This is a genomic window from Bacillus sp. AFS012607, from assembly GCF_002558005.1.
In the GTDB taxonomy this organism is placed as follows: domain Bacteria; phylum Bacillota; class Bacilli; order Bacillales; family Bacillaceae_G; genus Bacillus_A; species Bacillus_A thuringiensis_S.
In genome coordinates this window covers 97467-123483 of record NZ_NTVM01000009.1, presented here as the reverse complement: position 1 = coordinate 123483, position 26017 = coordinate 97467, and the positions used below count along the sequence as shown (strand labels likewise).

Genomic DNA, 26017 nt, shown 5'->3' with positions numbered 1-26017 from the left:
ACGGAGAAAGTAGGGATGAAGTATGTTAATGACTAGACCAAATTTAAAAGGAAGAAGCTTTCTAGCAGAAAAAGATTTTACACAAGAAGAATTGTTATATTTTCTAGATTTGGCAGCAGAATTAAAAGAGAAAAAGAAAAATGGTATCCCGCATCATTATTTAGAAGATAAGAATGTAGCGCTCTTATTTGAAAAAACCTCCACTCGTACGCGCTGTGCATTTACAGTAGCATGTACAGATTTAGGGGCGAATCCTGAATATTTAGGGAAAGGTGATATTCAGCTTGGGAAAAAAGAATCCGTAGAGGATACAGCAAAAGTGTTAGGGCGTATGTTTGACGGAATTGAGTTTCGTGGATTTAATCATGAGACTGTAGAATCTTTAGCACAAAATTCTGGTGTGCCAGTTTGGAATGGATTAACAGACATGTGGCATCCAACACAAACACTAGCAGATTTATTAACAATTAGAGAACATGTAGGGAAGTTGAAAAATGTGAAGCTCGTTTACGTTGGAGATGGACGAAATAATGTTGCTAATAGCTTACTAGTTGGTGGAGCAATCGTTGGAATGGATGTACGTATTTGCACACCAGAATCTTTATGGCCTGCACAAGAAGTAATTGATTTAGCAAAAAAATATAATGAACAGGTAATGATAACAAGTAATGTGGAAGAAGCTGTTGCGAATGCAGATGTAATTTATACAGATGTATGGGTGTCTATGGGGGAAGAAGAAAAATTTGCTGAACGTGTCGAGTTATTGAGACCTTATCAAGTAAATATGAAAATGATTAAAGAAACAGGGAATGAAAACGTGATTTTCTTACATTGTTTACCTGCATTTCATGATGTTGAAACGATGTATGGCGAAGAAGTTTACGAGAAATATGGGTTGAAAGAAATGGAGGTAACTGACGAAGTATTCCGCAGTAAACATTCAAAAGTATTTGATCAAGCTGAAAATAGAATGCATACAATTAAAGCGGTTATGGCAGCTACTTTAGGAAACATGGAGTAAAGAAGAAAGGGAGTCTTCCTTTCTTCTTTCTCCTCCTTTAGACACTATCATTCACTATTGCTTTTGTATTGTTATTGCAATTAAAGAGAGGTGAGTGGAATGGGTGAAGATAAGAAATTAGGGTTGTTTACACTAACGGCTCTTGTAGTTGGGTCTATGATTGGCGGTGGAGCCTTTAATTTAGCGAGTGATATGGCAAAAGGTGCTGGTGCTGGAGCCATTATTATTGGCTGGGTTATAACAGGAATTGGGATGATTGCACTTGGATTATCTTTTCAAAATCTAACTGTAAAACGGCCAGATTTAGATGGTGGTATTTTTAGCTATGCAAAAGCAGGATTTGGTAATTTTATGGGATTTAATAGTGCGTGGGGATACTGGCTATCTGCTTGGCTTGGGAATGTAGCTTACGGTACATTATTATTTTCTTCATTAGGATATTTCTTCCCGATCTTTGAAGGCGGTCAAAATGTAGAATCCATTATTGGTGCAAGCGTATTATTGTGGTGTGTTCACATGTTAATTTTACGTGGAGTTCAATCAGCAGCACTTGTGAATTTAGTAACTACAATCGCAAAATTAGTACCTGTATTTGTATTTATTGTCATAGGAATCTTCGCGTTTCATATTGATACATTCTTAGATGGATTTTGGGGGCAAACTGGTTCTTTTTCATGGGGAGCAGTTGGCAGCCAAGTTAAAAGTACAATGCTTGTAACTCTATGGGTATTTATTGGGGTAGAAGGGGCGGTTGTTTTATCCAGTCGAGCAAAAAATAGAAGTGATGTAGGGAAAGCAACGGTTATTGGCTTAATTGGTACACTCATCATTTACATTTTAATCACATTATTGTCTCTTGGACTTATGCAGCAAGCAGATATTGCTGGTTTGAAAAATCCAGCTATGGCTTATTTATTTGAAAGTGTTGTTGGAAAATGGGGTGCTATCTTTATAAATTTAGGTTTGGTCATCTCTGTATTAGGTGCTTGGTTAGGTTGGACTTTGCTCGCTTCTGAAATTCCATATTTAGCGGCTAAAGATGGAGTATTTCCAAAATGGTTCGCAAAAGAAAATAAAAATAAGGCTCCAGTAAATTCATTATGGATAACAAATGGTTTAATTCAAATATTCTTGTTAACATTCGTCGTTTCTGATCAGGCGTATAACTTTGCATTCTCTTTAGCATCTTCAGCCATTTTAATTCCATATGCTTTTTCAGCATTTTATCAACTGAAGCATAGCTTAAAATCTGAAGAAGTAGATCGAAATAAAAATATAATAATTGGTTTGATAGCAAGTATTTATGGTGTGTGGTTAGTTTATGCAGCTGGTTTAGAGTATTTATTATTAACAATGACTTTATATGCGCCAGGTATTTTTATTTTTTACAATGTTCAAAAGCAAAAGAGTTCGAAGCAAATATTTACTCGAGTGGAATTAGCATCATCCGTAGCAATTGGTGCTTTAGCATTCTTTGCGATTTATGGATTAATTACAGGCAGTATTACTTTATAAAGCGCTGTGAAAGCGAAATGAACTGGAGGGCTGAAATATGGCACGAAGAAAAATTGTAGTTGCACTAGGGGGAAATGCGATACAGTCTGGAGAAGCTACTGCGGGAGCGCAGCAAGAAGCGTTGGAAAAAACGGCGGAACAACTTGTGAAAATAATGGAAAATGATGTGGATATAGTAATTGCGCATGGAAATGGCCCACAAGTGGGGAATATTTTATTACAGCAAAAAGCTGCAGAAACGGAAAAGACACCTGCAATGCCATTAGATACTTGTGGGGCAATGAGCCAAGGGATGATTGGATATTGGATGGAAAATGCGATTGAAAAGGCATTAAAAAAACGGAATATACAAAAAGATGTAGCAACGGTTATAACGCGCGTTGTTGTGGACAAAAAAGATGAGGCATTTAAAAATCCAACTAAACCAATTGGTCCTTTTTATACAGAAGAAGAGGCCAGAAGATTAATGGATGAAACAAAAGCAGTGTTTAAAGAAGATGCTGGTAGAGGATGGAGACGTGTTGTTCCATCACCGAAGCCTGTAAGTATTCATGAACATAAAGTGATTAATTCTTTGGTGGAAGATGGAAACATAGTGATAGCTGTTGGCGGGGGTGGAATTCCAGTAATTGATTCCGAAGAAGGGTTAAAAGGAACTGAAGCGGTTATCGATAAAGATTTCGCTGCGCAGAAATTAGCAGAATTAGTAGATGCCGATACGCTCGTTATTTTAACTGCAGTTGATCATGTGTATGTAAATTATAATCAACCGAATCAAAAAAAATTAGAGCATGTCACAGTGAATCAATTAGAAGAATATATTGAAGAACAACAATTTGCTGCGGGAAGCATGCTTCCAAAAATTGAAGCTGCTATTAATTTTGTTAATACAAATCCAAAAAGAAAAACAATTATTACGTCTTTAGAAAAAGTATATGAAGCACTAGAAGAAAAAGCTGGTACTATTATTTCAAAACAGAATGTATGCATGTATGTTTAAATTATTATGTACGCTACTTAGTAGTAAAAAAAAGAATGAGGTTAATAACTTCATTCTTTTTATTTATTAATATTTTTTGTACTCATTGTTCATAAAGTTTTCATGATGAAATCTGAATATATAAGTTAATTATGATAAAATTCAAATTGAATACGCTTTCTTGATTTTTCGCTCCAACATACAGCAAGAGAGAGGGAATTTTATGAATAGACGGAACGTAGTGAAAGACTTAAAGCAGTTCGAATTATTTGCTCATTTAACAGAAAAAAAATTGAAAGGCTTAACAGAGTTTGTTTATTGGCGAACTTATAAAAAAGGTCAATTTTTATTTTTAGAAGGGGATTCAAGGGAAAGAATTTACTTCATGTTAGATGGTTTTGTAAAGTTAGAGCGGGTTAATCAAAATGGGAACTTATTATACGATGACTATGTAAAGCGGTATTCTATTTTTCCTTATGGTGGTATGTTTACAGACAGAGGATATAACTATACAGCAGAAGCAATGACGGATGTGGAGGTATATTATATTCCAACGGTAATCTTTGAAGATATGGTAAAATCCAGCAGAACGCAATTGATGTACGTTGTTCAGCAATTATCATCTATATTAAAATTGAATGAAAATCGAGTGCAAAATATTACAATTCCTAATGCACAAGATCGTGTTATCCAAACGTTAAATTATTTAATGCAGGATTTAGGAGAACAGAGTGGGGAAAAGATTGTAATTTCATGTCCACTTACAACAATTGAAATATCCAAAATATCTGGAACATCTCGAGAGACAGTTAGCAGCGTATTAAAACAATTAAAAAATGATAGCATTGTTACAATTTTAGATAAAAAAATTACAATACACAATCCAACATATTTTGAAGAAATCTCAATGTGAAAATTGTATATTGATTTTTTAATTCATAATGTATATTAATAAGGTTCTTTATATATTTATAAGGAACTTTTTTACGTTATCCTCTATAAAAAGATTGTATAGTATGGTAATAATAGCTAAAATCGATAATAAAAAACAAAGTGAAGGGGAGAAAGAATGATTCGTATTGAGTATGATCGATTAGTAGCTATTTGTTACAGTATAGGGGTTTTGTTATTATTAAAAATTCCAAATGATAATGAATTAATTGGGGAAAAACTATTCAATGTCTATAAGGTTCCGATACATACGTATGTTTATATGGATTATAAAGTCTCAAATATATTGATTGTTTCTTTCATACTACATGTAATTGCATTTATATTATTTTTAAAATGGCTAGGAAAAAAGGAGTCTAGTACATTTAGAAAAATGAATAAGATAAAAGTAGTAGGCATTAGTATTTTGATTGTAATGATGCCGTTTATTTTAAATACAATCCTCCAGACATTGAATAAAACATGGTACTATGCAGGAAAAACAGGGGTAGAAGCAATAGAATATAAAAAAGAAGATAGCCAGTGTAGAATGGAGAAAAATGGAGATAATATCCAACCGAAGTGCATTGTTACTTTAAAAAATTATCGTAATCATTCACAAGCATTAAAAGTTGTTTTATATGATAATGCAAACGAGAATTCAAAAAGCTATCCAGTACCGAAACCAGTCTATTTACAAAAACATGAGACAAAGCAATTCGAATTTCAAGTTCCTGTTTCTTATAATAGAGGTATGGAAAAAGATAAAGTACCAAATATTAAATTACATTCATTGCATGAAAATGATACGAAATACAATTAATCTGTAAGTAAAAGTTTATGAGTAGGAGCAAGAATTTGAAACGATATAGAAAATCAACTTGAATCATCCAACATACTGTGAGGTAACGGTATATTGGATGATTTTTTTATGTTATCCTCTTTTTCACGTATGAAAAGGAGGAATACTTTGTTGGAAATGAAAAACATCACAAGGATCATACATAGTTTTTACTTTACGCAATCTGTGAAAGTTAGAGCCATAATAACTAGTTTGCCAATTTTTAATGTCGATATCGGGCCAGTTCACATAGTCACCTAGTGTATAAGGATCTAAGCTTTCTCGTAAATCTTTAACCCAGCGTATATTTCGATTTTCTTCATCATCGCATTTCCAAGAGGTAATGTATTCTTGGGCAATAATTGCTTTACGATGAAAATAAGCCGTTTCATTCGGCGAAATATTTTCAACAGCACCTATGAGCGATTGATGCCAAATACTAGCATCTTTATTTGGGGCATGAGAAAGAAAGTATTGCATGAGTTGAATGCCTTTAAGGGGAATAGGTTTATAGACATAGGAACCAGAGCGCTTGAAATTTTCAGGGATGTTACCGCCATTAAAAAATTCGACAGCCTTTATATAAGGAACTTCTTCTATAAAGAGAGAGGGGCTGCCAGTTTCAAGAAGAGGGGATAATAGGGAATGGAGTTCAGAGGGAGAACCGACAAACTCGCCTTGTGCTTCGATTTTATTTCGTTGCTTGGCGAATAATTCGATCGATGAAGTGAGACGTTCATCTATATAAGGTGCCCAGTTTTGCCACGCTTGAAATGCAGCAATAAAGTCTTCCCATTCCCATGTAATTGAGAAAATTGATACATTTTTTACGGGGTGGACTCGAAAAGTTAAGGAAGTGATAATTCCGAAGTTTCCACCACCGCCACCACGGCATGCCCAAAAAAGGTTAGAGTTTTCTTGTTCATTTGCACGAATGGGTTTTGCACCAAATTTTCCACACGCTTGTACCATTTCCACTTCCATTAATTGATCACATGTTAATCCAAATAAGCGTGAAAGCATACCAATACCACCGCCAAGTGCTAATCCAACAATTCCAACGCTTGCACTTGTACCAGCAGGAATTGTAACACCGTAATTCCAAAGTTCTTTATAAACAGTGCCAAGATTTGCACCAGCCTCAATTGTTGCTGTTAATTTCTCTGTATTAACAGTAATGCGATGCATTTCACTCACATCAATAATAAGTCCTCTATTTAAAAGAGAAAAATTTTCATAGCTATGACGTCCACTTCTTAACCGAAATGGTATATGACGTTCACGTGCCCATTTTAAGGCGTTACAGATATCCTTGTTATTTTGACAAAAAACAATAATACAAGGGAGTTTTGGAATACTTAAATTTAAATTCATTCGGGCTACATTGTAGTCAGGATCTGTGGGAACAACGATACGACCTGTTAATTTTGTTTGCTTCAATTTCTTACTCCTTTCCAAAATAATCAGAGCTTTTTATTAATATATGAAAAATGTCTGTAATACGCGTGGACAAGGAGAGGTGGAGAATGAGATTTACCTTTGTGAGAAATAAATAAAGCATAAGAATAAAGAATCTACATAGAGTTCAATGAAAACAGTTGCAAACTGTTCATATTTTGTTATGATAGTGTTACGAAAACGTTTGCATAAAATTCTGATGGGATGCAAAAGGAGAGAAGGACTATGAATAAGACATGGTGGAAAGAAGCAGTTGCTTATCAAATTTATCCACGAAGCTTTATGGATTCAAATGGTGATGGTATTGGAGATTTACAAGGTATTATTGCAAAACTGGATTATTTAAAAGACTTAGGTATAGATGTAATTTGGATTTGTCCAATGTATAAGTCGCCTAATGATGATAATGGTTATGATATTAGTGATTATCAAGATATTATGGATGAGTTTGGTACAATGGCAGACTTTGATGCTTTACTAGATGAAGTTCATAAGCGTGATATGAAGCTTATTATTGATTTAGTTATTAATCATACGAGTGATGAACATCCATGGTTTATTGAATCACGTTCATCTAAAGATAATCCGAAGCGTGATTGGTATATTTGGCATGATGGTAAAGATGGTGCGGAGCCAAACAACTGGGAAAGTATTTTTAATGGTTCGGCATGGGAATATGATGAAGAAACAGAACAATATTATTTACATCTATTCTCACGTAAACAACCAGATTTGAACTGGGAGAATAAAGAAGTTCGCGAAGTACTATATGATACGGTTAATTGGTGGCTTGATAAAGGTATTGATGGTTTCCGCGTTGATGCAATCAGTCATATTAAAAAAGAAGAAGGCTTTAAGGATATGCCAAATCCAAAAGAGTTAAAATATGTGCCATCTTTTGATAAACATATGAATGTGAAAGGTATTCAACCTTTATTAGAAGAGCTAAAAGAAAATACATTCTCTAAGTACGATATTATGACTGTTGGTGAAGCAAATGGCGTTAAGATTGAAGATGCTGAGCTTTGGGTTGGAGAAGAGCAAGGTAAGTTCAATATGGTATTCCAGTTTGAACATTTAAGTTTATGGGATGCAGAGAAGAAGAAAGACCTTGATGTTGTAGGATTGAAAAAAGTATTAACGAAATGGCAAAAAGGATTAGAAAATAAAGGATGGAACGCTTTATATATTGAGAATCACGATAAACCACGTATCGTTTCAACATGGGGAGATGACAAACAATATTGGCGTGAAAGTGCAACAGCTCTAGGGGCGATGTATTTCTTTATGCACGGTACACCGTTTATTTATCAAGGCCAAGAAATTGGTATGACAAATGTTCAGTTACCAAATATTGAAGATTACGATGATGTAGCAATTAAAAATTTATATCGCGAGAAAATTGCAGAGGGCGTACCACATCAAGATATGATGGAGATTATATGGGCTTCTTGCCGCGATAATTCACGTACACCTATGCAGTGGAATGATGAGATGAATGCTGGTTTCACAACAAGTACACCTTGGTTTAGCATGAATCCAAATTACAAAGAAATTAATGTTGAAAAGCAAAAAAATGAAGAAAAGTCTATTTTCAATTTCTATAAGAAAATGATTGCCCTGAAAAAAGAGCACGATGTACTGAACTATGGTACGTACGATTTACTTTTAGAAGACGATCCACAAATTTATGCATATACACGTACGTTACAGGATGAAAAAGTCATTGTAATTAGTAATATCTCAAAAGAGGAAGCTGTGTATAATGAGGGTTCATTTGCACTAGAACGCAAACGTTTGCTTTTAAATAACTATGAAGTTGCGGAACATGAAGAAGTAACAACAATTGCTTTAAAACCTTATGAAACAAGGGTTTATCGCATTTCATAATAAAAAAGGATGCTCTTTGAGCATCTTTTTTTATGAAAAAAAATAAATTTCTATTGCAAAGTGAAAACGCTTTTATTAAAATAGATTTATGAAAACGGTTGCGTAAAGATAAAAATAAAGTAATATAAGGAATCGTTTTCATAAAGGGAACAGAAATTACAATTTAAATCATTATGTTGTTATAAATAAAGGGGAGGAAGAACAGATGAAAATTACGTCTTTTGATTTTTGGCAAAAGTTCGGGAAAGCGTTATTAGTTGTTGTAGCTGTAATGCCAGCAGCCGGTTTAATGATTTCCATCGGTAAGTTAATTGGGATGTCTGCTGGGGATGTTAACGCAGTTCATACAATTGCTCGCGTAATGGAAGACATCGGTTGGGCAATCATTACAAATCTACACATTTTATTCGCAGTAGCAATTGGGGGATCTTGGGCGAAGGATCGTGCAGGCGGTGCATTTGCAGCACTATTAGCATTCGTCTTAACAAACCGAATTACAGGAGCTATATTTGGCGTAAACGCTCAAATGTTAGCGGATTCAAAAGCGACAGTTTCTTCAGTAATAGCAGGAGATTTACTTGTAAAAGATTATTTTACTTCTGTACTTGGTGCACCAGCATTAAACATGGGAGTTTTCGTGGGGATTATCACAGGTTTCTTAGGAGCTAATCTATATAACAAATATTATAACTATAATAAACTGCCACAGGCATTAGCATTCTTTAATGGAAAACGATTTGTGCCATTCGTTGTAATTCTTTGGTCTACAGTTACTGCGATTGTATTATCACTTCTATGGCCATTCATCCAAAGTGGGTTAAATGAATTTGGTCGCTGGATTGCAGCTTCAAAAGATAGTGCACCAGTTGTTGCACCGTTTGTATATGGAACGTTAGAGCGTTTATTATTACCATTTGGTTTACACCATATGTTAACGATTCCGATGAACTATACAGAGCTAGGCGGAACATATACGATGCTAACTGGTTCAAAAGTTGGACAAGTTGTAGCAGGACAAGATCCATTATGGCTTGCATGGATTACAGATTTAAATAATTTATTAGCAAATGGAGATACGAAGGCATATAACGATTTATTAAATAACGTTGTACCAGCTCGTTTCAAAGCTGGACAAGTTATCGGCTCAACAGCAGCGTTAATGGGGATTGCATTTGCGATGTTCCGTAACGTTGATAAAGAAAAGCGTGCAAAATATAAACCAATGTTTTTATCAGCAGCATTAGCAGTATTCTTAACAGGTGTAACAGAACCAATTGAATTCATGTTCATGTTTATTGCTCCAGTATTATATGTTGTATATGCTATTACAACAGGACTTGCATTCGCGCTAGCTGATTTAATTAACTTACGTGTTCATGCATTTGGATTTATTGAGTTAATTACTCGTACACCAATGATGGTTAATGCAGGTTTAACAAGAGACTTAATCAACTTTGTTATTGTTTCATTAGTGTTCTTCGGTCTTAACTTTACACTATTTAATTTCTTAATTAAAAAATTCAATTTACCAACACCAGGGCGTGCAGGTAACTATATTGATAATGAAGATGAGGCATCAGAAGGAACAGGAAATGTACAAGACGGTTCATTAGCAACAAAAGTTATCGATTTATTAGGTGGAAAAGAAAATATTGCTGACGTAGATGCTTGTATGACACGCTTACGTGTAACAGTAAAAGACTTAGATGTTGTTGCACCAGAAGCACAGTGGAAACAAAATGGTGCTTTAGGGCTTATTGTAAAAGATAAAGGTGTACAAGCGGTATATGGTCCGAAAGCTGACGTATTAAAGTCAGACATTCAAGATATGTTAGGTGCGTAATAATATGAAATTGCTAACTTTAAACTGTCATTCTTGGCAAGAAGAGAATCAAATAGAAAAGATACAATACCTTGCTAAAGTAATTCAAGAAGAAGAGTACGATGTCATCGCATTGCAAGAAGTAAGTCAGTCCATACAAGCTGAAAATGTATGCGGTAACAAGAAAGAAGATAATTTTGGACTTTTACTATTAGAAGAGTTAAAAGCGCTACATGTAAAAGATTACAATATTACTTGGGATTTCTCTCATATTGGTTATGACGTGTATGAAGAAGGATTAGCGATTATAACGAAGCATAATATTATAAAAGAAGATACGTTCTTTATTTCAGAAAACGAGGATACAACGTATTGGAAAACGCGTAAAATTGTAAGTACAACACTTGCTTATAATGGTAAGGATATAACGTTTTACTCTTGCCATCTCGGTTGGTGGAATGATGAAGAAGAGTCATTCAAAGGTCAAGTCGATCGTTTGATGGAGCGTGTAGATAGCAATAAGCTCGCCTTCTTAATGGGAGATTTTAATAACAATGCTCGATTGAAAGGCGAAGGTTATGAGTATATGATGCAAAAAGGGTTGTATGACACATATGAATTAGCAATAGAGAAGGATGAAGGAACGACTGTCCAAGGCGAGATTGCTGGTTGGGATGAAAATAAACATAGTTTGCGAATCGATCTAATATTGTGTAACCAAAGTAAAAAGGTTCATTCTTCAAAAGTTATTTTTAATGGTACAAACAGAAATGTAATTTCAGATCATTTCGGTGTAGAGGTTCAATTGGATATATAATAGAAGAAATCCTCACAGAGAATAAAAGCTGTGAGGATTTTTTTTAGGAATACAAGTATTTCCAAGAGAAAATACTTGTATTTTTTATGACATTTCATATATATTTGTTATTATTGAATGTAAAACCGATTTGGTCATTTTGTATTCATACTTTGACTCACTTCGTTATATAATGAAGTAAGTGAAAGTTAATGGGAAAAAATAGTACGTTTTTGGTTAATACACGATGTAGAAAGTGATATAATTGCAAAATGTATGTATCATTTTCTAAAGAAGGAAAAATATATAATTAGGTGATAACTTCTATGAAACAGATTTGGCGTATTTATAAGACAGATTTACGGAATGTAGCCAAACATTGGGCTGCAATTGTTATTGTTTTAGGATTAATGATTTTACCATCGTTATATGCATGGTTTAACATTAAAGCTTCTTGGGATCCGTATGGAAATACAAAAGAGGTTCCCATTGCAGTTTCTAACCAAGATGCAGGTTCTAATTTAAGAGGGAAAGACATTAATATCGGGAAAGAGATTGTAGACTCCCTTAAGAAAAACAAAAATCTTGGCTGGAAATTTGTAGATGAAAAACAAGCAATTTACGGAGTTGAGCGTGGGGATTATTATGCAAGTATTACGATTCCAAAAGACTTCTCTGAAAAAATTGCAACTGTTCTGGATGAAAATCCGAAAAAACCAGAACTGGATTATTATGTGAATGAAAAAGTAAACGCGATTGCACCGAAGATTACAGCAAAAGGTGCATCAGGTATTACAGAAGAAATTAGTAAAAACTTTGTAAAAACAGCAAACGGTGAGATTTTTAAAATTTTCAATGACCTTGGAATCGATTTAGAAACAAACTTACCAAGTATCGAAAAAGTAAAAGATCTTGTATTTAAGTTAGAAGCGCAGTTCCCAGAAATGAATACACTCATGGATAAGGCGTTAGATGATGCGACTCGAGCAGAAGATATTGTGAAAGTGGCGCAAAAAGAGTTGCCGGTTGTAGAGAGTGTTATGAATGATGGGCAAGAAGCGTTAGGGAATTTAGATAAATTCTTTGCGAGAAATGATGAAACATTGCAACGTGCTCCAGGAACTATTAAGAATAATTTAATGGTAATGCAGCAGGGATTGGATGCTGCAGCGAAAATTACGGATTACTTAAAAAATCCGGCATTTGACTTTAATCTGACATTGCCAGATCCAGCTAAATTACCAGTCTTACCTAATATAACTATTCCACAAATACCAGAGATTCCAGCATTACCACAAGTGAATGGTGAAGGGTATAAAAATATTGCTAAAAATATTGATCAAACTGTAAACACTGTTTTCAATTCTACTCGTGTTGGAACGGCATATGTAAAGAGTGTTATGAATGGCCTTCAAAATAAAGGCGTGGATCCAGCTGTAGCACAGAAAAATGTGCAGGATGCTTCAAAGCTCCTCCAAGAGCGTATCGATAGTGTTTCATATTTGATTGATTTCTTTACAGCTTTCAAGGAATCAGCTTCCACGGAATTCGGTAAACAGTTCTTTGGAAACAGAGTGGAAAGTTTAACGGTGCTTAAAAATTCTATGGTGGATGCTAACAATAGGGTTAAGCATGTAGGAGATTTAATTAGTTCCGGACAAGAAGTTAAACAAGATGTGCGAGATGCTGTAAATCAAAAATTAGATGCAGTAAATAATTTAGTAAATCAAGCTGAAAAGGATTATAATGCAACGTTTGTAGCTGATTTTGAAAAAGCAGTAAGTACAGCTGAGCAACTGAAAAGTAAGGCTGAAAATGCGCAAGAAAATGCACAGCAGCTTAGAGGCAATTTAAATCAAGATATAAATAAGGCTAATGAGATATTAAACAATGGTAGAGAGAAATATGATAAAGCTGTAAATGATTACAGCAGATTAAAAACAGAGCTTGAAAAAGCAAGAGAAGACTTAAGTAACAAAGGTGTTAATGGATTAGATTCTACAAAAGTAGCCTTAAATGATTTGAATGGGCAGTTCAAAGCAAGTTGGAATTTAGTTAATGACATGATTCCAGTTCTGGAAAGTACAAATAAAGTGTTAGCTGATGTGAATAGTGATAAAAACCTTAATGGTACAATTTCTAAGTTAAATAAAGCAAAAGATGGTTTACAAAAAGGAATGGAGTTAACTGATAAAGGAATTGACGCTATTAATAAAGGTCAAAAACCAGCAGCAGATGTTATTGAAAGTATTAATCAAGTGTCTAAAAGTGTTTCGGGCCAAATTGGTGACATTTTAGCTAAATATGACTCAGAAATCACTCCAAATTTCAATGCAGCAATTGCTCGCACAAAAGAGATGTCTAAAAACACATCTCAAATTTTAAAAGAGGCAGACAAAAAGCTTCCAGATGTTAAAAAATTACTAGAAGATTCATCAAAAGGTTTAGTAGATGGTAAAAAGAAATTAGCAGACATTAAAGCTGAAATGCCAGCTACTGAGAAAAAGATTAAAGAATTAGCAGATAAAATTCGTGATTTTGAATCTGAAGAGGATTTAAAAGACATCATACGCTTATTGAAAAATGATGTTGAGAAGCAAAGTGATTACTTTGCGAATCCGGTAAATTTAAAAGAGAATAAATTATTTGCGATGCCGAACTACGGTTCAGCAATGTCACCATTCTATACAGTGCTTGCATTATGGGTAGGCGCATTATTAATGGTTTCATTATTAACAGTAGAAGTACACGAAGAGGGCGCGAATTATAAGAGCCATGAAATTTACTTCGGACGTTTATTAACATTCTTAACGATAGGTCTTTCACAAGCGTTTATCGTATCGATGGGAGATATATTCTTACTCGGTACGTACGTAGTCGATAAGTTCTGGTTTGTGTTATTTAGTTTATTTATTGGTGGAGTCTTCGTTTGTATCGTATACTCACTCGTTTCTATTTTCGGAAACGTTGGGAAATCGATGGCGATCATTTTACTTGTACTGCAAGTAGCAGGATCGGGCGGAACATTCCCAATTCAAATGACACCAGCGTTCTTCCAAGCAATTTATCCGTTCTTACCGTTCACGTATGCAATTAGTGCAATTCGTGAAACAGTTGGCGGAATGCTTTGGGATATCGTAACACGAGATTTACTTGTGTTAAGTGTTTTCGTAGTAGTTATGATTGTTGCTGCGTTATTACTGAAAACACCAATTAACAAATCAAGTGAAAAATTTGTTGAGAATGCAAAAGGAAGTAAAATCATTCATTAAGAAAAGGTTCCTACCGAGAGCGGTAGGAACCTTTTTGTTTAATCGAACTTTAGTTTTTTTAATGCGTCTGCGAACGGGTTGTTTAATGGTTCTTCTTCTTTTTTCTGTTGTTTCATATATTTTTGAACGTCACGTTTATCAGCTTTGTTTCCAGATTCTTTTTTACGTCGCTCTTGGAATGTTGATAATTTCTCGCGATAGCCACATTTACATGCAAAGATTTGACCTGCACCTTCACCACGTAATTCTAGTTTCTTCTTACATTGCGGACAGCGAGCGTTTGTTGTACGGGATACATTTTTACGATGACCACATTCACGATCTTGGCATACGAGCATTTTTCCCTTTTTGCCGTTTACTTCTAGCATTGGTTTACCGCAGTCTGGACAAGACTTCGTTGAAATGTTGTCATGTTTATATTTTTTATCACTCGATTTAATTTCAGAAACAATTTCTTTCGTATAGTTCTTCATTTCAGAAATGAATACTTCTTTTTTCAGCTTACCTTTTGCGATAGCCTCAAGTTTTTGTTCCCATTCACCAGTTAGCGTAGGGGATTTTAACTCTTCTGGTACTAAATCAAGTAATTGACGACCTTTTGATGTAATGTGAATATCTTTACCACGTTTTTCAATTAAGAAAGAGTTGAAAAGTTTGTCGATAATATCTGCACGTGTCGCTACAGTACCTAATCCACCAGTCGATTTTAACGTATCAGCAAGTTGTTTATTTTGCGTATCCATATATTTTGTAGGATTCTCCATTGCTGAAAGTAAAGTTGCTTCATTAAAGCGTGCAGGTGCTTTCGTTTGACCTGATGTTTGCATAATTAACTTTACAGTTAATGTATCGCCCTTTTCGATGTGGGGTAGAAGCTGCTCTTTTACGTCATCAGTTACATCATCGTCTTCAAATCGATTTTCGTATACTTCCTTCCAACCAGCATGTAAAATTGTTTTTCCGCGTGCAATGAACGTTTCACTACCAACTTTAGTATGTAATGTTAGTTGCTCGTATTCGAATGCTGGGAATAAAACAGCTAAGAAACGTTTTACAACTAAATCATAAATTTTACGTTCTTTATCTGTGAATGCTGAGAAGTTAACGTATCCTTCTGTTGGAATAATCGCATGATGATCGCTTACTTTACTATCATCAACAAATGATTTATTAGCCTTGATAGGCTTTTGTAATACTTTATGTGCTAAAGGACGGTACTCTCCAACGCCACATGCTTTTAAACGTTCTGGAAGTGTTTCAACGATATCAGATGAAATGTAGCGTGAATCTGTACGAGGGTACGTTAGCACTTTATGTTGTTCATATAACTTCTGCATAATGTTTAATGTTTCTTTCGCAGAGTAACCGAACTTTTTATTTGCATCACGTTGTAATTCAGTTAAATCGTAAAGACCAGGAGAGAATGACTTCTTCTGTTTTTTATCAATTTCCACAACAGTAGCATGTTGTTTATCTAAACCTTTTACAATACCATCAATTTTTTCTTTATTAAAACTACGGCTATTGCCATTTGCATCTTGCCAAGTAAGTTTGAGTTTCTCCATCGTTTGAGCTTCGATGCCGTAGTAAGTTTGTGCTTTGAAGTTCTTGATTTCATCTTCACGACTAGCAATCATAGCGACAGTAGGCGTTTGTACACGACCGCAATTTAACTGAGCATTAAAGCGAGTCGTTAAAGCGCGAGTTGCATTAAGACCGATATACCAGTCAGCTTCTGAACGTGCAACTGCTGAAGCGTATAAATTGTCATAGGCTTTACCTGGTTTTAAATTTGCAAAACCATCTTTAATTGCTTTATCGGTTACAGAAGAAATCCATAAACGTTTGATTGGTTTGTTTAGCTTAACTTTATCGATGATCCAGCGTGCGACTAATTCCCCTTCACGTCCAGCGTCTGTTGCTACAATAATTTCATTTACATCTTTTCTAAGTAGCTGACTCTTTACAGCATTAAACTGTTTACCAGTTTGTTTAATAACCGTTAATTTCAAACGCTCTGGTAGCATCGGTAAATCTTCTAAATTCCACTGTTTATATTTCACATCATAGCTTTCTGGATCTGCTAATGTAACGAGATGACCTAAAGCCCAAGTTACAATATATTTACTACCCTCAAGATAGCCGTTTCCTTTTTTATCACACTTCAGTACACGAGCAATATCTCGTGCAACGGAAGGCTTTTCAGCGATTACAACGCTTTTTGACATATTAAAAACATCCTTTCAAATTTCCATAAGTTAAATATAGCATACATCTTCTTGAGATTCAGTTTCGCTTCATATTTGAGCTGTTTTTAGTGGAATGAACAAAATCCTCACTGATTAAAGTTTCACTTTATATAGAAAAGTAAAGAACTTGTTATTTTACTAGAATAAGAGTAGACTTTGAAGTAGATGAATAAGAAACACATGGGAGTTTGTGGATACAAACTGAGAGTATGGCTACTAGTCCGTCATTGACCATTTGAACCTGTTGGATAATGCCAGCGTAGGGAGAGTGTAAAAGCACATGTTCAGGCACTTTGCGTACGCGCGAAGTGCCTTTTTGTGTATCTCCCATCATTATAGTTAGGAGATGAAAAGGATGAATATGAAAGAAATTAGTAAAGTAGTGGATTTGGTGAGAGAATCTAATCCGCTCGTTCATAATATTACAAATGTTGTTGTAACAAATTTTACTGCTAACGGTTTGTTGGCACTTGGGGCATCGCCTGTAATGGCGTATGCAAAAGAAGAAGTAGCAGAAATGGCTAGCATTGCTGGAGCGTTAGTATTAAATATGGGAACACTTCGTCCTGAGGAAGTAGAAGCGATGTTACTTGCTGGTAAATCAGCAAATGTGAACAATGTGCCAGTACTATTTGATCCAGTTGGTGCAGGAGCAACTTCGTATCGAACAGAAGTTGCGAGACATATTCCAGCCGAAATAGATTTAGCAATTATCCGCGGCAATGCGGCTGAAATAGCAAACGTTATTAATGAGAAATGGGAAATTAAAGGGGTAGACGCTGGTACTGGAAATGGCAATGTTGTAAGTATTGCAAGGCAGGCAGCAGATGAACTAAATACAGTTGCTGTCATTACTGGAAAAGAAGATGTTGTTACAGATGGAGAGCGAACTGTTCTTATTCGAAATGGTCATCCTATTTTAACAAAGGTTACGGGAACAGGGTGTTTACTAACTTCGGTAATAGGAGCATTTGTAGCAGTAGAAAAAGATTATGTAAAAGCAGTAGTAGCCGCATTAACGTTTTATGGTGTAGCTGCGGAACTGGCAGCTGTTAAAACAGTAGAAAAAGGGCCAGGTAGTTTCCAAATTGAATTTTTAAATCAATTAGCGAATACAACTTCAGCTGATATTGAGAAGTATGGGAAGATTGAGGAGTTAGAGTAAGGGGGATGAAACATACGATGCGCATTGAAACAAAGAAAATGTCTAAGTTATTACAAGTGTATTTTATTATGGGAAGTAATAACTGCACGAGGGATCCTTTAGCTGTATTGAAAGAAGCGTTAGATGGTGGAGTGACACTTTTTCAGTTTCGCGAGAAGGGGGAAGGTTCTTTAATCGGAGGAGATAGAGTGCGCTTTGCAAAAGAATTGCAGACGCTTTGTAAGGAATATAGTGTTCCTTTCATTGTAAATGATGATGTAGAATTAGCCATTGAATTAGATGCAGATGGTGTTCATGTAGGACAAAATGATGAAGGGATTACATCTGTTCGTGAAAAAATGGGAGATAAAATTATCGGCGTATCTGCTCATACAATTGAAGAAGCACGCTTTGCAATCGAAAATGGAGCAGATTATTTAGGTGTTGGACCTATTTTCCCAACGAGTACGAAAAAAGATACGAAAGCGGTTCAAGGAACGAAAGGATTAGCTTATTTTAGAGAACAAGGAATTACAGTGCCAATCGTTGGTATTGGTGGGATTACAATTGAAAATACAGCGGCAGTTATAGAAGCGGGTGCGGACGGTGTTTCAGTTATTTCAGCAATTAGTTTAGCTGAATCTGCGTATGAAAGTACGAGAAAATTAGCTGAAGAAGTAAAGAGAAGTTTGTAGAAAAGGACATGTAGTATTTTAAGTGCTACATCGAGAAGTAGACTGCCCAAAAAATTTAAACAAACCCTTATTAAAAAAGCACAAACCTTTTTAAATAAGGGTTTGTGCTTTTTCTTTAAAACATAATAGAAATTAAAAGCATTCCAATTCCGATAGAAGTAAATGTTGCAATTAAGCCTGGAATCATAAAGCTATGATTTAATACGTATTTACCGATACCTGTTGTACCAGTACGGTCAAAGTTAATGGCAGCAACGATTGTCCCGTAGTTTGGAATGAAGAAATATCCGTTTACTGCAGGGAACATCGCAATCAGTAGTGCTGGTGGAATACCAAGGGATAGTCCAAGTGGCATTAAGGCACGTACTGTTGCTGCTTGGCTGTACAGTAAAATAGATAGAATGAATAGTGCGATGGCAAATAGCCAAGGTGCACTTGTTACTAAATGCTGAATAGATCCTTGAATCATATTTAAGTTTCCATTAAAGAAAGTATCTCCCATCCAAGCGATACCGAAAATAGCAACAACTGCTGTTGCTCCTGCTTTAAAGACGTTACCAGACACAATGCTTTCTACATTTGGTTTACAGAAAATAATAATAAGAGCCGCGATAGTTAACATAACCATCTCAATTGTGTTCGGCATGGAAAGACGGGCTAACTTCCCATCAACTATCCATCCTGGACGAAGTGCTTCAAATGAACCAAGAAGTACAACAAGGAAGGTTCCTACAAGGAAAAGGATAACTGATAATTTGGCGCCCTTTACACCTACAAATTCTTTTTTCTCTTCAAGCTTAGGAATCATTCCTTCTTTTAATCGTTTTAAGTATTCAGGGTCTTCATTTAATTCTTTTCCCATCTTACTAGCAACGAATGCTGCTAACATACAAGCAATGAAAGTAGAAGGAATACTCACTTTTAAAATATCTAATAAAGTGATTTTATAGTCAGCTAACATTGCTAAAAGAGCAACTGTGGCAGCTGAAATTGGGCTAGCTGTAATTGCTTGTTGAGAAGCGATTACGGCAATCGACATTGGGCGTTCCGGTCTAACCCCTGATTCACGAGAGACTTCTGCAATAACAGGAAGTACAGAATAGGCAACGTGACCAGTACCTGCACATAGTGTGAATAAATAAGTAACAATTGGAGCAAAAAAAGTAATACGCTTTGGATTTTTTCGTAATGCTTTTTCAGCTAGGTGAACAAGATAGTCCATTCCTCCAGCAGCTTGCAAAGCACCAGCGGCTGTAATTACTGCCAAAATCATAAGCATTACATCGATAGGAGGCGCGGTCGGTTGTAAGTGGAAGACAAAAACGAGTATTGCCATACCAACTCCACCCATTACTCCTAAACCAACTCCGCCTAGGCGTGCACCAATAAAAATACAGAGTAACAAGGTAAGAAATTGTAGCCAAAACATGATAAACTACCTCCGAAATTCATTAGTTAAGATATATTCGAATAGTTTAATTTGAATGAAAATTAAATAAATACCCGAAGAAATCCTTGTTATTTATACATTTTTTATTATATAACACAAAAAAAGTAACATTCACGTACTTTTTGAAATTATTTCGAAAAAGCAATTCGTTAAAAATTTGTATTTATATCTCTAAATAAGTAGACATTTTGATTTATATGTTGTAACCTTTGATAGAGAATATATGATTCTCATAGAACTCCCATATCGTTCAACTCGTTCAGCGAGAAAGGCAAACTGATGGAAACATGAGGACGCAAAACTACAGGAGCTAAGGTCGAAAGGCTATGCTAGCCAGTTACCGGACGGATAGGGTTGGTCTTGGCCAATGCTTTTACATTGGCTTTTTTTTATTCTCGAACATATTGAGAAACATCTTTAAACAAAATATTCATATATTTTGTTTTTTTGTTTAGAATCATTAAGGAAGGTGGATATTAATGAAAAAATATTGGCATAAGTTATCGTTCCTTCAAAAGAACGTCTTATTAACCGTATTAGTTATTTTGACACTTGTTGGAAGTATGGGTGCGTTAAGTTTCAACATGTTTCAAAATAGTATGATGTCTTTATTTGAAAGACAGTCTATTGAAACAGGAGAAATAGTGTTGAAAAAATTGGATGTAGAATTAGTTAGAGACATGGCGAAAGATCCTACAGCCGAAAAAGTGAAAAAAGAAAAGTTAACAGAGAAATTAGATGAAGTGTCAAAAGAATTGAAAAGTGTTGGACAAACGTATGTTACAGGAGCAAAGCCGAATGAAAAGCGGGAATTACAACTCGTTGGTTTGACTACAGAGTTAACAAATGCATTCCCTATAAAGCCGGGAGATTATTATGAACAACCCGCTCATTGGATGAAGGCGTACGATAAGGTCATTGATACGAAAAAGGCCCAAATGACAGAAGTATATGAAGATGAAATAGGTTCGTGGGTGACAATATTAGAACCAATTACAGATGGAGAAAACAATATTGTTGCAATTATTGCGGCTGACTTAGATGCTTCCATTGTTCCTATTACAAAAGAGAAGTTTATGATACAGGGCTTACTCTTTATCATTATTTCATTAGCAATTGCGACTATTACTCAATTCTTTATCGTGCGTCACTCGCTAGCTCCATTAAAAGATTTACGAGAAGGATTACGTAAAATTGGTGAAGGTGATTTAAGTATTAAATTAAAAGAAAGACCAGATGATATTGGAATTATTAATGTTTATTTCAATAACACGATTGAAAAATTTAAAGGGATTATAGATAAAGTAAGGCAAACTGCTGAGCAAGTTTCTTCTTCTTCACAAGAATTGTCGGCGAGTACAGAGGAAAACAGTATGGCAGTTCAAGAGATTGCAAGTTCTATTGAAGGTTTAAGAGTAGGGGCACAGTCTCAAAAAACTTCAGTACAACAATGTTTAGGAATTGTACATGGAATGGAAGATAAGGTAGAAGAGATAACTGGGGCTGCAAAACAAGTTGCGGTTGCTTCTGAAGGTATGGAGCAACATTCAATTGAAGGTAATGAAGTGATTGGACAAATTATTAATCAAATGAGTTTAATCCAAAATGCAGTACAGGATTTATCTTCCATCATTTATTCGTTAGAAACAAGGTCAAAAGAAATTAGTGATATCGTAACTGTAATTACAGGTATTTCAAATCAAACAAATTTATTAGCTTTAAATGCTTCTATTGAGGCTTCACGTGCTGGAGCAGCTGGAAGAGGGTTTGCAGTTGTTGCTGATGAAGTACGAAAATTAGCAGAACAAACTGAAGCGTCTGCAAAAGATATAGCGAAATTAATTGGTGAAACACAAGCTGAGACAGAAGATGCTGTAGTTTCAATGCAAAAAGGTTCAAAAGAAGTAGAAACTGGAATTTCACTTGTTCAAAGTAGTGGAGATTTCTTTGAAAAAATTTCAAAATCAGCGCAATCTGTTACAGATCAAGTAAAAGCTGTCTCTGGTAATTCGAGTGACATTTTACAAAATAGCCAGAATATTGTTCAAGTCGTAAATGAATTATCACATATTGCAAATACTTATGCCAACAGCAGTAGTAATGTTGAAGAAAGCATGAAAGAGCAAGAAATATCAGTACAAGATATTGCAGAATTAGCGACTTCTTTAAGTTGGCTTTCTCAGGAATTACAAGAGCTAATTGGTGAGTTTAAAAGTGAATAAGAAGAAAGATCAATTCTAATCGAAGGGGGATCCCCCTTTGATTATGAATTGAACTAATTTGCCCGTTAATAAGGGATGAAAAAGGTGTGAATTTTCACACCTTTATTATATTTGAGAGAGGAATTTACATAAATATGAAATTAGCAATTTCTTATAATGAGATGGTAAAAGAATTTTTAGGAAAAGTAGAAGGAAGTATTAAAATACCTAAAGATGTTCAAGGAACAGAATTTGGGGTAAAAAGAAAAACTGAACTATTTCCAAATTTGACTCACATTGTAGATTTAATAGGAGCGACTGCAACGTGGTTATATCATATTTCTAAAGAAAAACATATTGTCGTGCTTTATCATGTAAGAGGAAGTTTATTTCCGATTACTATTGAAATTTCTAATTTTCTCTCCTATGAAAGTTTGAATTTACAGATTGAAGAGCAACTGGAACAAATTAAAGAAATGAATGAGGAAGAAATAGAAGAGTTTCAAAACGGTAATACATTATATGAAATGTCACCTATTATTATTGGTGAAACATATTATGAGCTACAAGACACGAATACATTACAATTTGTATTCAGTAAAAATATGCAAAGCGTAGAAATAATATTTAATAGTGTTAATTGGAAAGAGACAACGATTACTCGTTATGCACAACAAATACAAGGTGTTTTAATCAATGCATTACAAAATAATAATAATTATATAAATGATTTTAATGTTATTACAGAGGCCGAGATGGCACTTTATAGTCAAGTGAATGATACGACAGCAGTATATCCTGAGAAAAGTATCGTCGATATGTTCTATAATACTGTTACTCAATTTCCAAATCGTATAGCTTTATCTTCAAGGGAAGGTACTTTAACTTATGAGGAGCTAAATAAAAAAAGTAATCAAATAGCTCATATGTTAATTAAAAACGGCGTCCAATTAGGAGACTATGTTGGAATATTTATGAAACGTAGCATAGACACAGTAGTAAGTATGGTAGCTATATTAAAAGCTGGTGCAGCGTATGTTCCGATTGATCCAGATTATCCGGAAAGTAGAATACAGTACATTATTCAAGATAGCCAAGCGAAAGTTATATTGATGAAAGAGACGCCTATAACATGTGATGGGGTTCAAACAGTTTCAATGTATGATAGTGAAACTTGTGAAGATATAGATGTAAAGTTGTCTATTCATTGTGATGATGTAGCTTATATGATTTATACATCTGGTTCAACAGGGAATCCAAAGGGAACGATGTTAGCACATAGAGGCGTTGTTAATCTGTACATTTGGATGCAAAAGCAATATGAATTGACAGAAGAGGATGTATTTGCCCAATTTCCTTCCTTTAGTTTCGATGCTTCTGTATGGGAGTCATTTGCTTCTTTATTCTGTGGAGGAAACTTGTATGTATTATTAGAGGAAGAGCGATTGTCTGTAGAAGCATTTGCACATGCAATCTATAAAGTGAAAGCAACTTCGATCTTGGCATTAGCAACAATTTTTGTTCGACAAGTAGCAACTTATTTAGCAGAAGAAGATATATATAAGCTAGCTTCCCTAAAAAGAATTGCGATTGGCGGTGAAATGTTGCCTGTAGAGGTTATTAAATTGTGGAGAGAAAGAATAGGTACAAATGTTGAAATTCATAATGTATACGGACCGACAGAATGTACAGTAGTGACGACAACTTATAAAATACCTAGTCAGTTAAATGAGGATGTTGCGAGTATTCCCATTGGTAAACCATGTTCTAATTATCAAGTTATGATTTTGGATGAGAATATGAATCTTTGTCCAATTGGTGTACCTGGTGAATTATATATAGATTCAGTAGGATTAGCAAAAGGGTATTTTAATAAACCTAATAAAACAATTGAAGCTTTTATTCCGAACCCTTTTAATCCTATAGTTAATATATATAAAACAGGTGATATTGTTAAGTTGCTAGAGGATGGAAATATAGAGTTTTTACATCGGAAAGATGATCAAGTAAAAATTAGAGGACATCGTATTGAACTAGGAGAAATCCAAAGTAAAATTTCTCAAAATCATAATATAAAAGAAAATGCTGTTTTTGCTAAGAAGAGTAAGGAAGGTAGCCAATATTTAATCGCGTTCTATACAACTTTAAATAAAAAAGAAATACCAGAATTAGTTTATCAGTTACAAGAGCAATTACCAGATTATATGGTGCCATCTAAACTAATTTATATTAATGAATTACCACTTACACCTAATAAAAAGATTGATGTTAAGAAGTTAGCTCAGTTAGAAGAAAAGTATGAACCGGTTCGTCTACAAGAATATGTTGCACCTTCTAATAAAGCAGAAAAACAAATAGCGAACGCTTGGGCGGAAGTATTAGGAATTTCAAAAGTTGGAGTGCATGATGATTTCTTTACAATTGGTGGACATTCATTGAAAGTATTACGAGTCTTAACATTGTTAAAAGAAGATTTCTCACATTTAACAATTCAAGATTTCTTTAAAGAAAGAACGATATATGGATTAGCTCGAATTGAGCGAGAAGTAAAAGTAGAGAAAGAAGAAGTATTTCGTGAATATAAAGTGATTCACGAACCGGATACTATTACGTATGCAAACGTTTTGGAAGAAACCCAGATTTCAAATGTCTTTTTAACAGGAGCTACTGGTTATTTAGGATCACACATATTATATGAATTGCTGAGAGATACATCTGCTACTATTTATTGTTTAGTAAGACCAACCAAAGATGTGCAGCAAAGAATTATAGATACATTAACAGCTTACTTTAATGATATATGTGAAGAATGGTTACAGCGTATACAGGCCGTAGCTGGTGATCTGGGAGAAGAGTATCTTGGGATGAGCGAAGAAGAATTTATGTTCATCAGTTCTAAGATGGATACGATAATTCATTGCGGTGCAGATGTAAGACATTTTGGAGATGTAAAACAATTTGAAAATATAAATGTCCAAGGAACTAGCCGTATGCTAGCATTAGTGGAAAAAGATGCTACATTCCATTTTATTTCTACGATTGGTATCCCGTTAGAATTAGCAGTAGATCAATGGGATACATACATGAAAACTGGTGATTTTAATTACAGTGTAGACTTAGAGAATGTATATTCAAATAGTAAACTACAAGCGGAAAACATTGTTCGTGAAGCAATGAAAAATGGTTTGCGTGGAAATATTTATCGTGCAGGTAATTTAGCATGTCATTCAGAAACAGGTTCGTTCCAACAAAATATTGAAGGAAACGCATTTTATCGTCTTATTAAAACAATGCTATTAATTGGAAAAGCACCAAATGTGAAGTGGAAAGTTGATTTCACACCAATTGATTTTGCTAGTAAATCAATTGTAACGTATGTACAAGATTCACAAATAGATGGAGAAACATTGCACATCTGTCATCCACATCAAATTGAGTTTGAACAATTTATACAGCTAATTGGAGAGTGTGGATACAATCTTGAACTGGTTACACTTTCAGAATATGAAAATGCCGGACTTGAATTAGCAAAGGGAAATGAAGTAATAGCAGAGTTAATTGCTTCTCAAGTTGCAGGAGATGGAGCGCAGCAATCTGAAATTGTAATGGGTACGCGTAGAACGAATGAATGGATTAAGAAAAAAGAATTGAAAGTACCAGCAATTAATAAAGAATTTATACAGCAGTTATTAGCTCATGGTGAAAAAGTTGGTTATTTTCCAAAAATAATGAAATGATTATGCATGCTTTTGTT

The 26017-nt window shown here is 34.7% G+C and carries 16 protein-coding genes and 2 riboswitches; of the genes, 13 read left to right on the top strand and 3 right to left on the bottom strand.

What is annotated here, in order from left to right:
* Positions 1-22 precede the first annotated feature (22 nt).
* The 5 genes from argF to CN409_RS09780 all read left to right on the top strand — a co-directional run bounded on the left by argF (position 23) and on the right by CN409_RS09780 (position 5268).
* Positions 23-1021, top strand: coding sequence for an ornithine carbamoyltransferase (gene argF / locus CN409_RS09800; protein ID WP_000930283.1), 999 nt, complete (start codon positions 23-25; stop codon positions 1019-1021).
* 99 nt (positions 1022-1120) lie between these two features.
* Entirely contained in the window at positions 1121-2536 is a 1416-nt protein-coding gene (gene arcD / locus CN409_RS09795; protein WP_000503413.1) for an arginine-ornithine antiporter, read from the top strand.
* Positions 2537-2573: 37 nt separating this feature from the next.
* Positions 2574-3536 carry a carbamate kinase gene (arcC, locus tag CN409_RS09790; RefSeq protein ID WP_000113953.1) on the top strand — a complete coding sequence of 321 codons (963 nt, stop codon included), beginning with the start codon at positions 2574-2576 and terminating at the stop codon, positions 3534-3536.
* Positions 3537-3738: 202 nt separating this feature from the next.
* Positions 3739-4428 (top strand): Crp/Fnr family transcriptional regulator, encoded by a 690-nt coding sequence (locus tag CN409_RS09785; protein ID WP_001081906.1) that lies wholly within the window; start codon positions 3739-3741, stop codon positions 4426-4428.
* 156 nt (positions 4429-4584) lie between these two features.
* Positions 4585-5268: a hypothetical protein gene (locus tag CN409_RS09780; protein ID WP_000619192.1), complete on the top strand. Its 684-nt coding sequence runs from the start codon at positions 4585-4587 to the stop codon at positions 5266-5268.
* Between the two features lie 123 nt (positions 5269-5391).
* Here the strand turns inward: CN409_RS09780 and CN409_RS09775 are convergent, their stop codons facing one another.
* Positions 5392-6726, bottom strand: coding sequence for an FAD-binding oxidoreductase (locus tag CN409_RS09775; RefSeq protein WP_000814907.1), 1335 nt, complete (start codon positions 6724-6726; stop codon positions 5392-5394).
* 243 nt (positions 6727-6969) lie between these two features.
* Here CN409_RS09775 and CN409_RS09770 point away from each other — a divergent pair, with 243 nt between their 5' ends.
* From CN409_RS09770 to CN409_RS09755, 4 genes are all read left to right on the top strand, one after another.
* On the top strand, positions 6970-8634 hold the full coding sequence (locus CN409_RS09770) for a glycoside hydrolase family 13 protein (protein ID WP_001044700.1): 1665 nt from the start codon (positions 6970-6972) through the stop codon (positions 8632-8634).
* 205 nt (positions 8635-8839) lie between these two features.
* Positions 8840-10477, top strand: coding sequence for a PTS transporter subunit IIBC (locus CN409_RS09765; RefSeq protein ID WP_000705569.1), 1638 nt, complete (start codon positions 8840-8842; stop codon positions 10475-10477).
* A gap of 4 nt (positions 10478-10481) precedes the next feature.
* On the top strand, positions 10482-11273 hold the full coding sequence (locus tag CN409_RS09760) for an endonuclease/exonuclease/phosphatase family protein (RefSeq protein ID WP_000771990.1): 792 nt from the start codon (positions 10482-10484) through the stop codon (positions 11271-11273).
* A gap of 305 nt (positions 11274-11578) precedes the next feature.
* Positions 11579-14524 carry a YhgE/Pip domain-containing protein gene (locus CN409_RS09755; RefSeq protein WP_097980815.1) on the top strand — a complete coding sequence of 982 codons (2946 nt, stop codon included), beginning with the start codon at positions 11579-11581 and terminating at the stop codon, positions 14522-14524.
* 38 nt (positions 14525-14562) lie between these two features.
* Here CN409_RS09755 and topB read toward each other — a convergent pair whose 3' ends face one another.
* Positions 14563-16752, bottom strand: a complete 2190-nt coding sequence (gene topB / locus CN409_RS09750) for a DNA topoisomerase III (protein ID WP_000047318.1) — start codon at positions 16750-16752, stop codon at positions 14563-14565.
* A gap of 191 nt (positions 16753-16943) precedes the next feature.
* A riboswitch (TPP riboswitch) is annotated at positions 16944-17056 on the top strand.
* Positions 17057-17128: 72 nt separating this feature from the next.
* On the opposite strand from topB, the gene thiM reads away from it, so the two are divergent.
* Positions 17129-17938, top strand: a complete 810-nt coding sequence (gene thiM, locus CN409_RS09745; RefSeq protein WP_001056107.1) for a hydroxyethylthiazole kinase — start codon at positions 17129-17131, stop codon at positions 17936-17938.
* Positions 17939-17943: 5 nt separating this feature from the next.
* Entirely contained in the window at positions 17944-18612 is a 669-nt protein-coding gene (gene thiE, locus CN409_RS09740; RefSeq protein WP_003255464.1) for a thiamine phosphate synthase, read from the top strand.
* A 115-nt stretch (positions 18613-18727) separates the two neighbouring features.
* Here the strand turns inward: thiE and CN409_RS09735 are convergent, their stop codons facing one another.
* Positions 18728-20041, bottom strand: coding sequence for an anaerobic C4-dicarboxylate transporter family protein (locus tag CN409_RS09735; protein ID WP_000498722.1), 1314 nt, complete (start codon positions 20039-20041; stop codon positions 18728-18730).
* Between the two features lie 281 nt (positions 20042-20322).
* Positions 20323-20407, top strand: a riboswitch (cyclic di-GMP riboswitch).
* A gap of 134 nt (positions 20408-20541) precedes the next feature.
* Here CN409_RS09735 and CN409_RS09730 point away from each other — a divergent pair.
* Both CN409_RS09730 and CN409_RS09725 read left to right on the top strand, forming a co-directional pair.
* On the top strand, positions 20542-22284 hold the full coding sequence (locus CN409_RS09730; RefSeq protein WP_000761081.1) for a methyl-accepting chemotaxis protein: 1743 nt from the start codon (positions 20542-20544) through the stop codon (positions 22282-22284).
* A gap of 134 nt (positions 22285-22418) precedes the next feature.
* Positions 22419-26000, top strand: a complete 3582-nt coding sequence (locus CN409_RS09725) for a non-ribosomal peptide synthetase family protein (protein WP_097980814.1) — start codon at positions 22419-22421, stop codon at positions 25998-26000.
* Positions 26001-26017: the final 17 nt, after the last annotated feature.

Excerpts from the sequence above, each read along its gene's own strand:
- argF (WP_000930283.1), top strand. The coding sequence starts at position 23 with ATGTTAATGACTAGACCAAATTTAAAAGGAAGAAGCTTTCTAGCAGAA.
- arcD (WP_000503413.1), top strand. The coding sequence starts at position 1,121 with ATGGGTGAAGATAAGAAATTAGGGTTGTTTACACTAACGGCTCTTGTA.
- arcC (WP_000113953.1), top strand. The coding sequence starts at position 2,574 with ATGGCACGAAGAAAAATTGTAGTTGCACTAGGGGGAAATGCGATACAG.
- CN409_RS09785 (WP_001081906.1), top strand. The coding sequence starts at position 3,739 with ATGAATAGACGGAACGTAGTGAAAGACTTAAAGCAGTTCGAATTATTT.
- CN409_RS09780 (WP_000619192.1), top strand. The coding sequence starts at position 4,585 with ATGATTCGTATTGAGTATGATCGATTAGTAGCTATTTGTTACAGTATA.
- CN409_RS09770 (WP_001044700.1), top strand. The coding sequence starts at position 6,970 with ATGAATAAGACATGGTGGAAAGAAGCAGTTGCTTATCAAATTTATCCA.
- CN409_RS09765 (WP_000705569.1), top strand. The coding sequence starts at position 8,840 with ATGAAAATTACGTCTTTTGATTTTTGGCAAAAGTTCGGGAAAGCGTTA.
- CN409_RS09760 (WP_000771990.1), top strand. The coding sequence starts at position 10,482 with ATGAAATTGCTAACTTTAAACTGTCATTCTTGGCAAGAAGAGAATCAA.
- CN409_RS09755 (WP_097980815.1), top strand. The coding sequence starts at position 11,579 with ATGAAACAGATTTGGCGTATTTATAAGACAGATTTACGGAATGTAGCC.
- topB (WP_000047318.1), bottom strand. The coding sequence starts at position 16,752 with ATGTCAAAAAGCGTTGTAATCGCTGAAAAGCCTTCCGTTGCACGAGAT.
- thiM (WP_001056107.1), top strand. The coding sequence starts at position 17,129 with ATGAATATGAAAGAAATTAGTAAAGTAGTGGATTTGGTGAGAGAATCT.
- thiE (WP_003255464.1), top strand. The coding sequence starts at position 17,944 with ATGAAACATACGATGCGCATTGAAACAAAGAAAATGTCTAAGTTATTA.
- CN409_RS09735 (WP_000498722.1), bottom strand. The coding sequence starts at position 20,041 with ATGTTTTGGCTACAATTTCTTACCTTGTTACTCTGTATTTTTATTGGT.
- CN409_RS09730 (WP_000761081.1), top strand. The coding sequence starts at position 20,542 with ATGAAAAAATATTGGCATAAGTTATCGTTCCTTCAAAAGAACGTCTTA.
- CN409_RS09725 (WP_097980814.1), top strand. The coding sequence starts at position 22,419 with ATGAAATTAGCAATTTCTTATAATGAGATGGTAAAAGAATTTTTAGGA.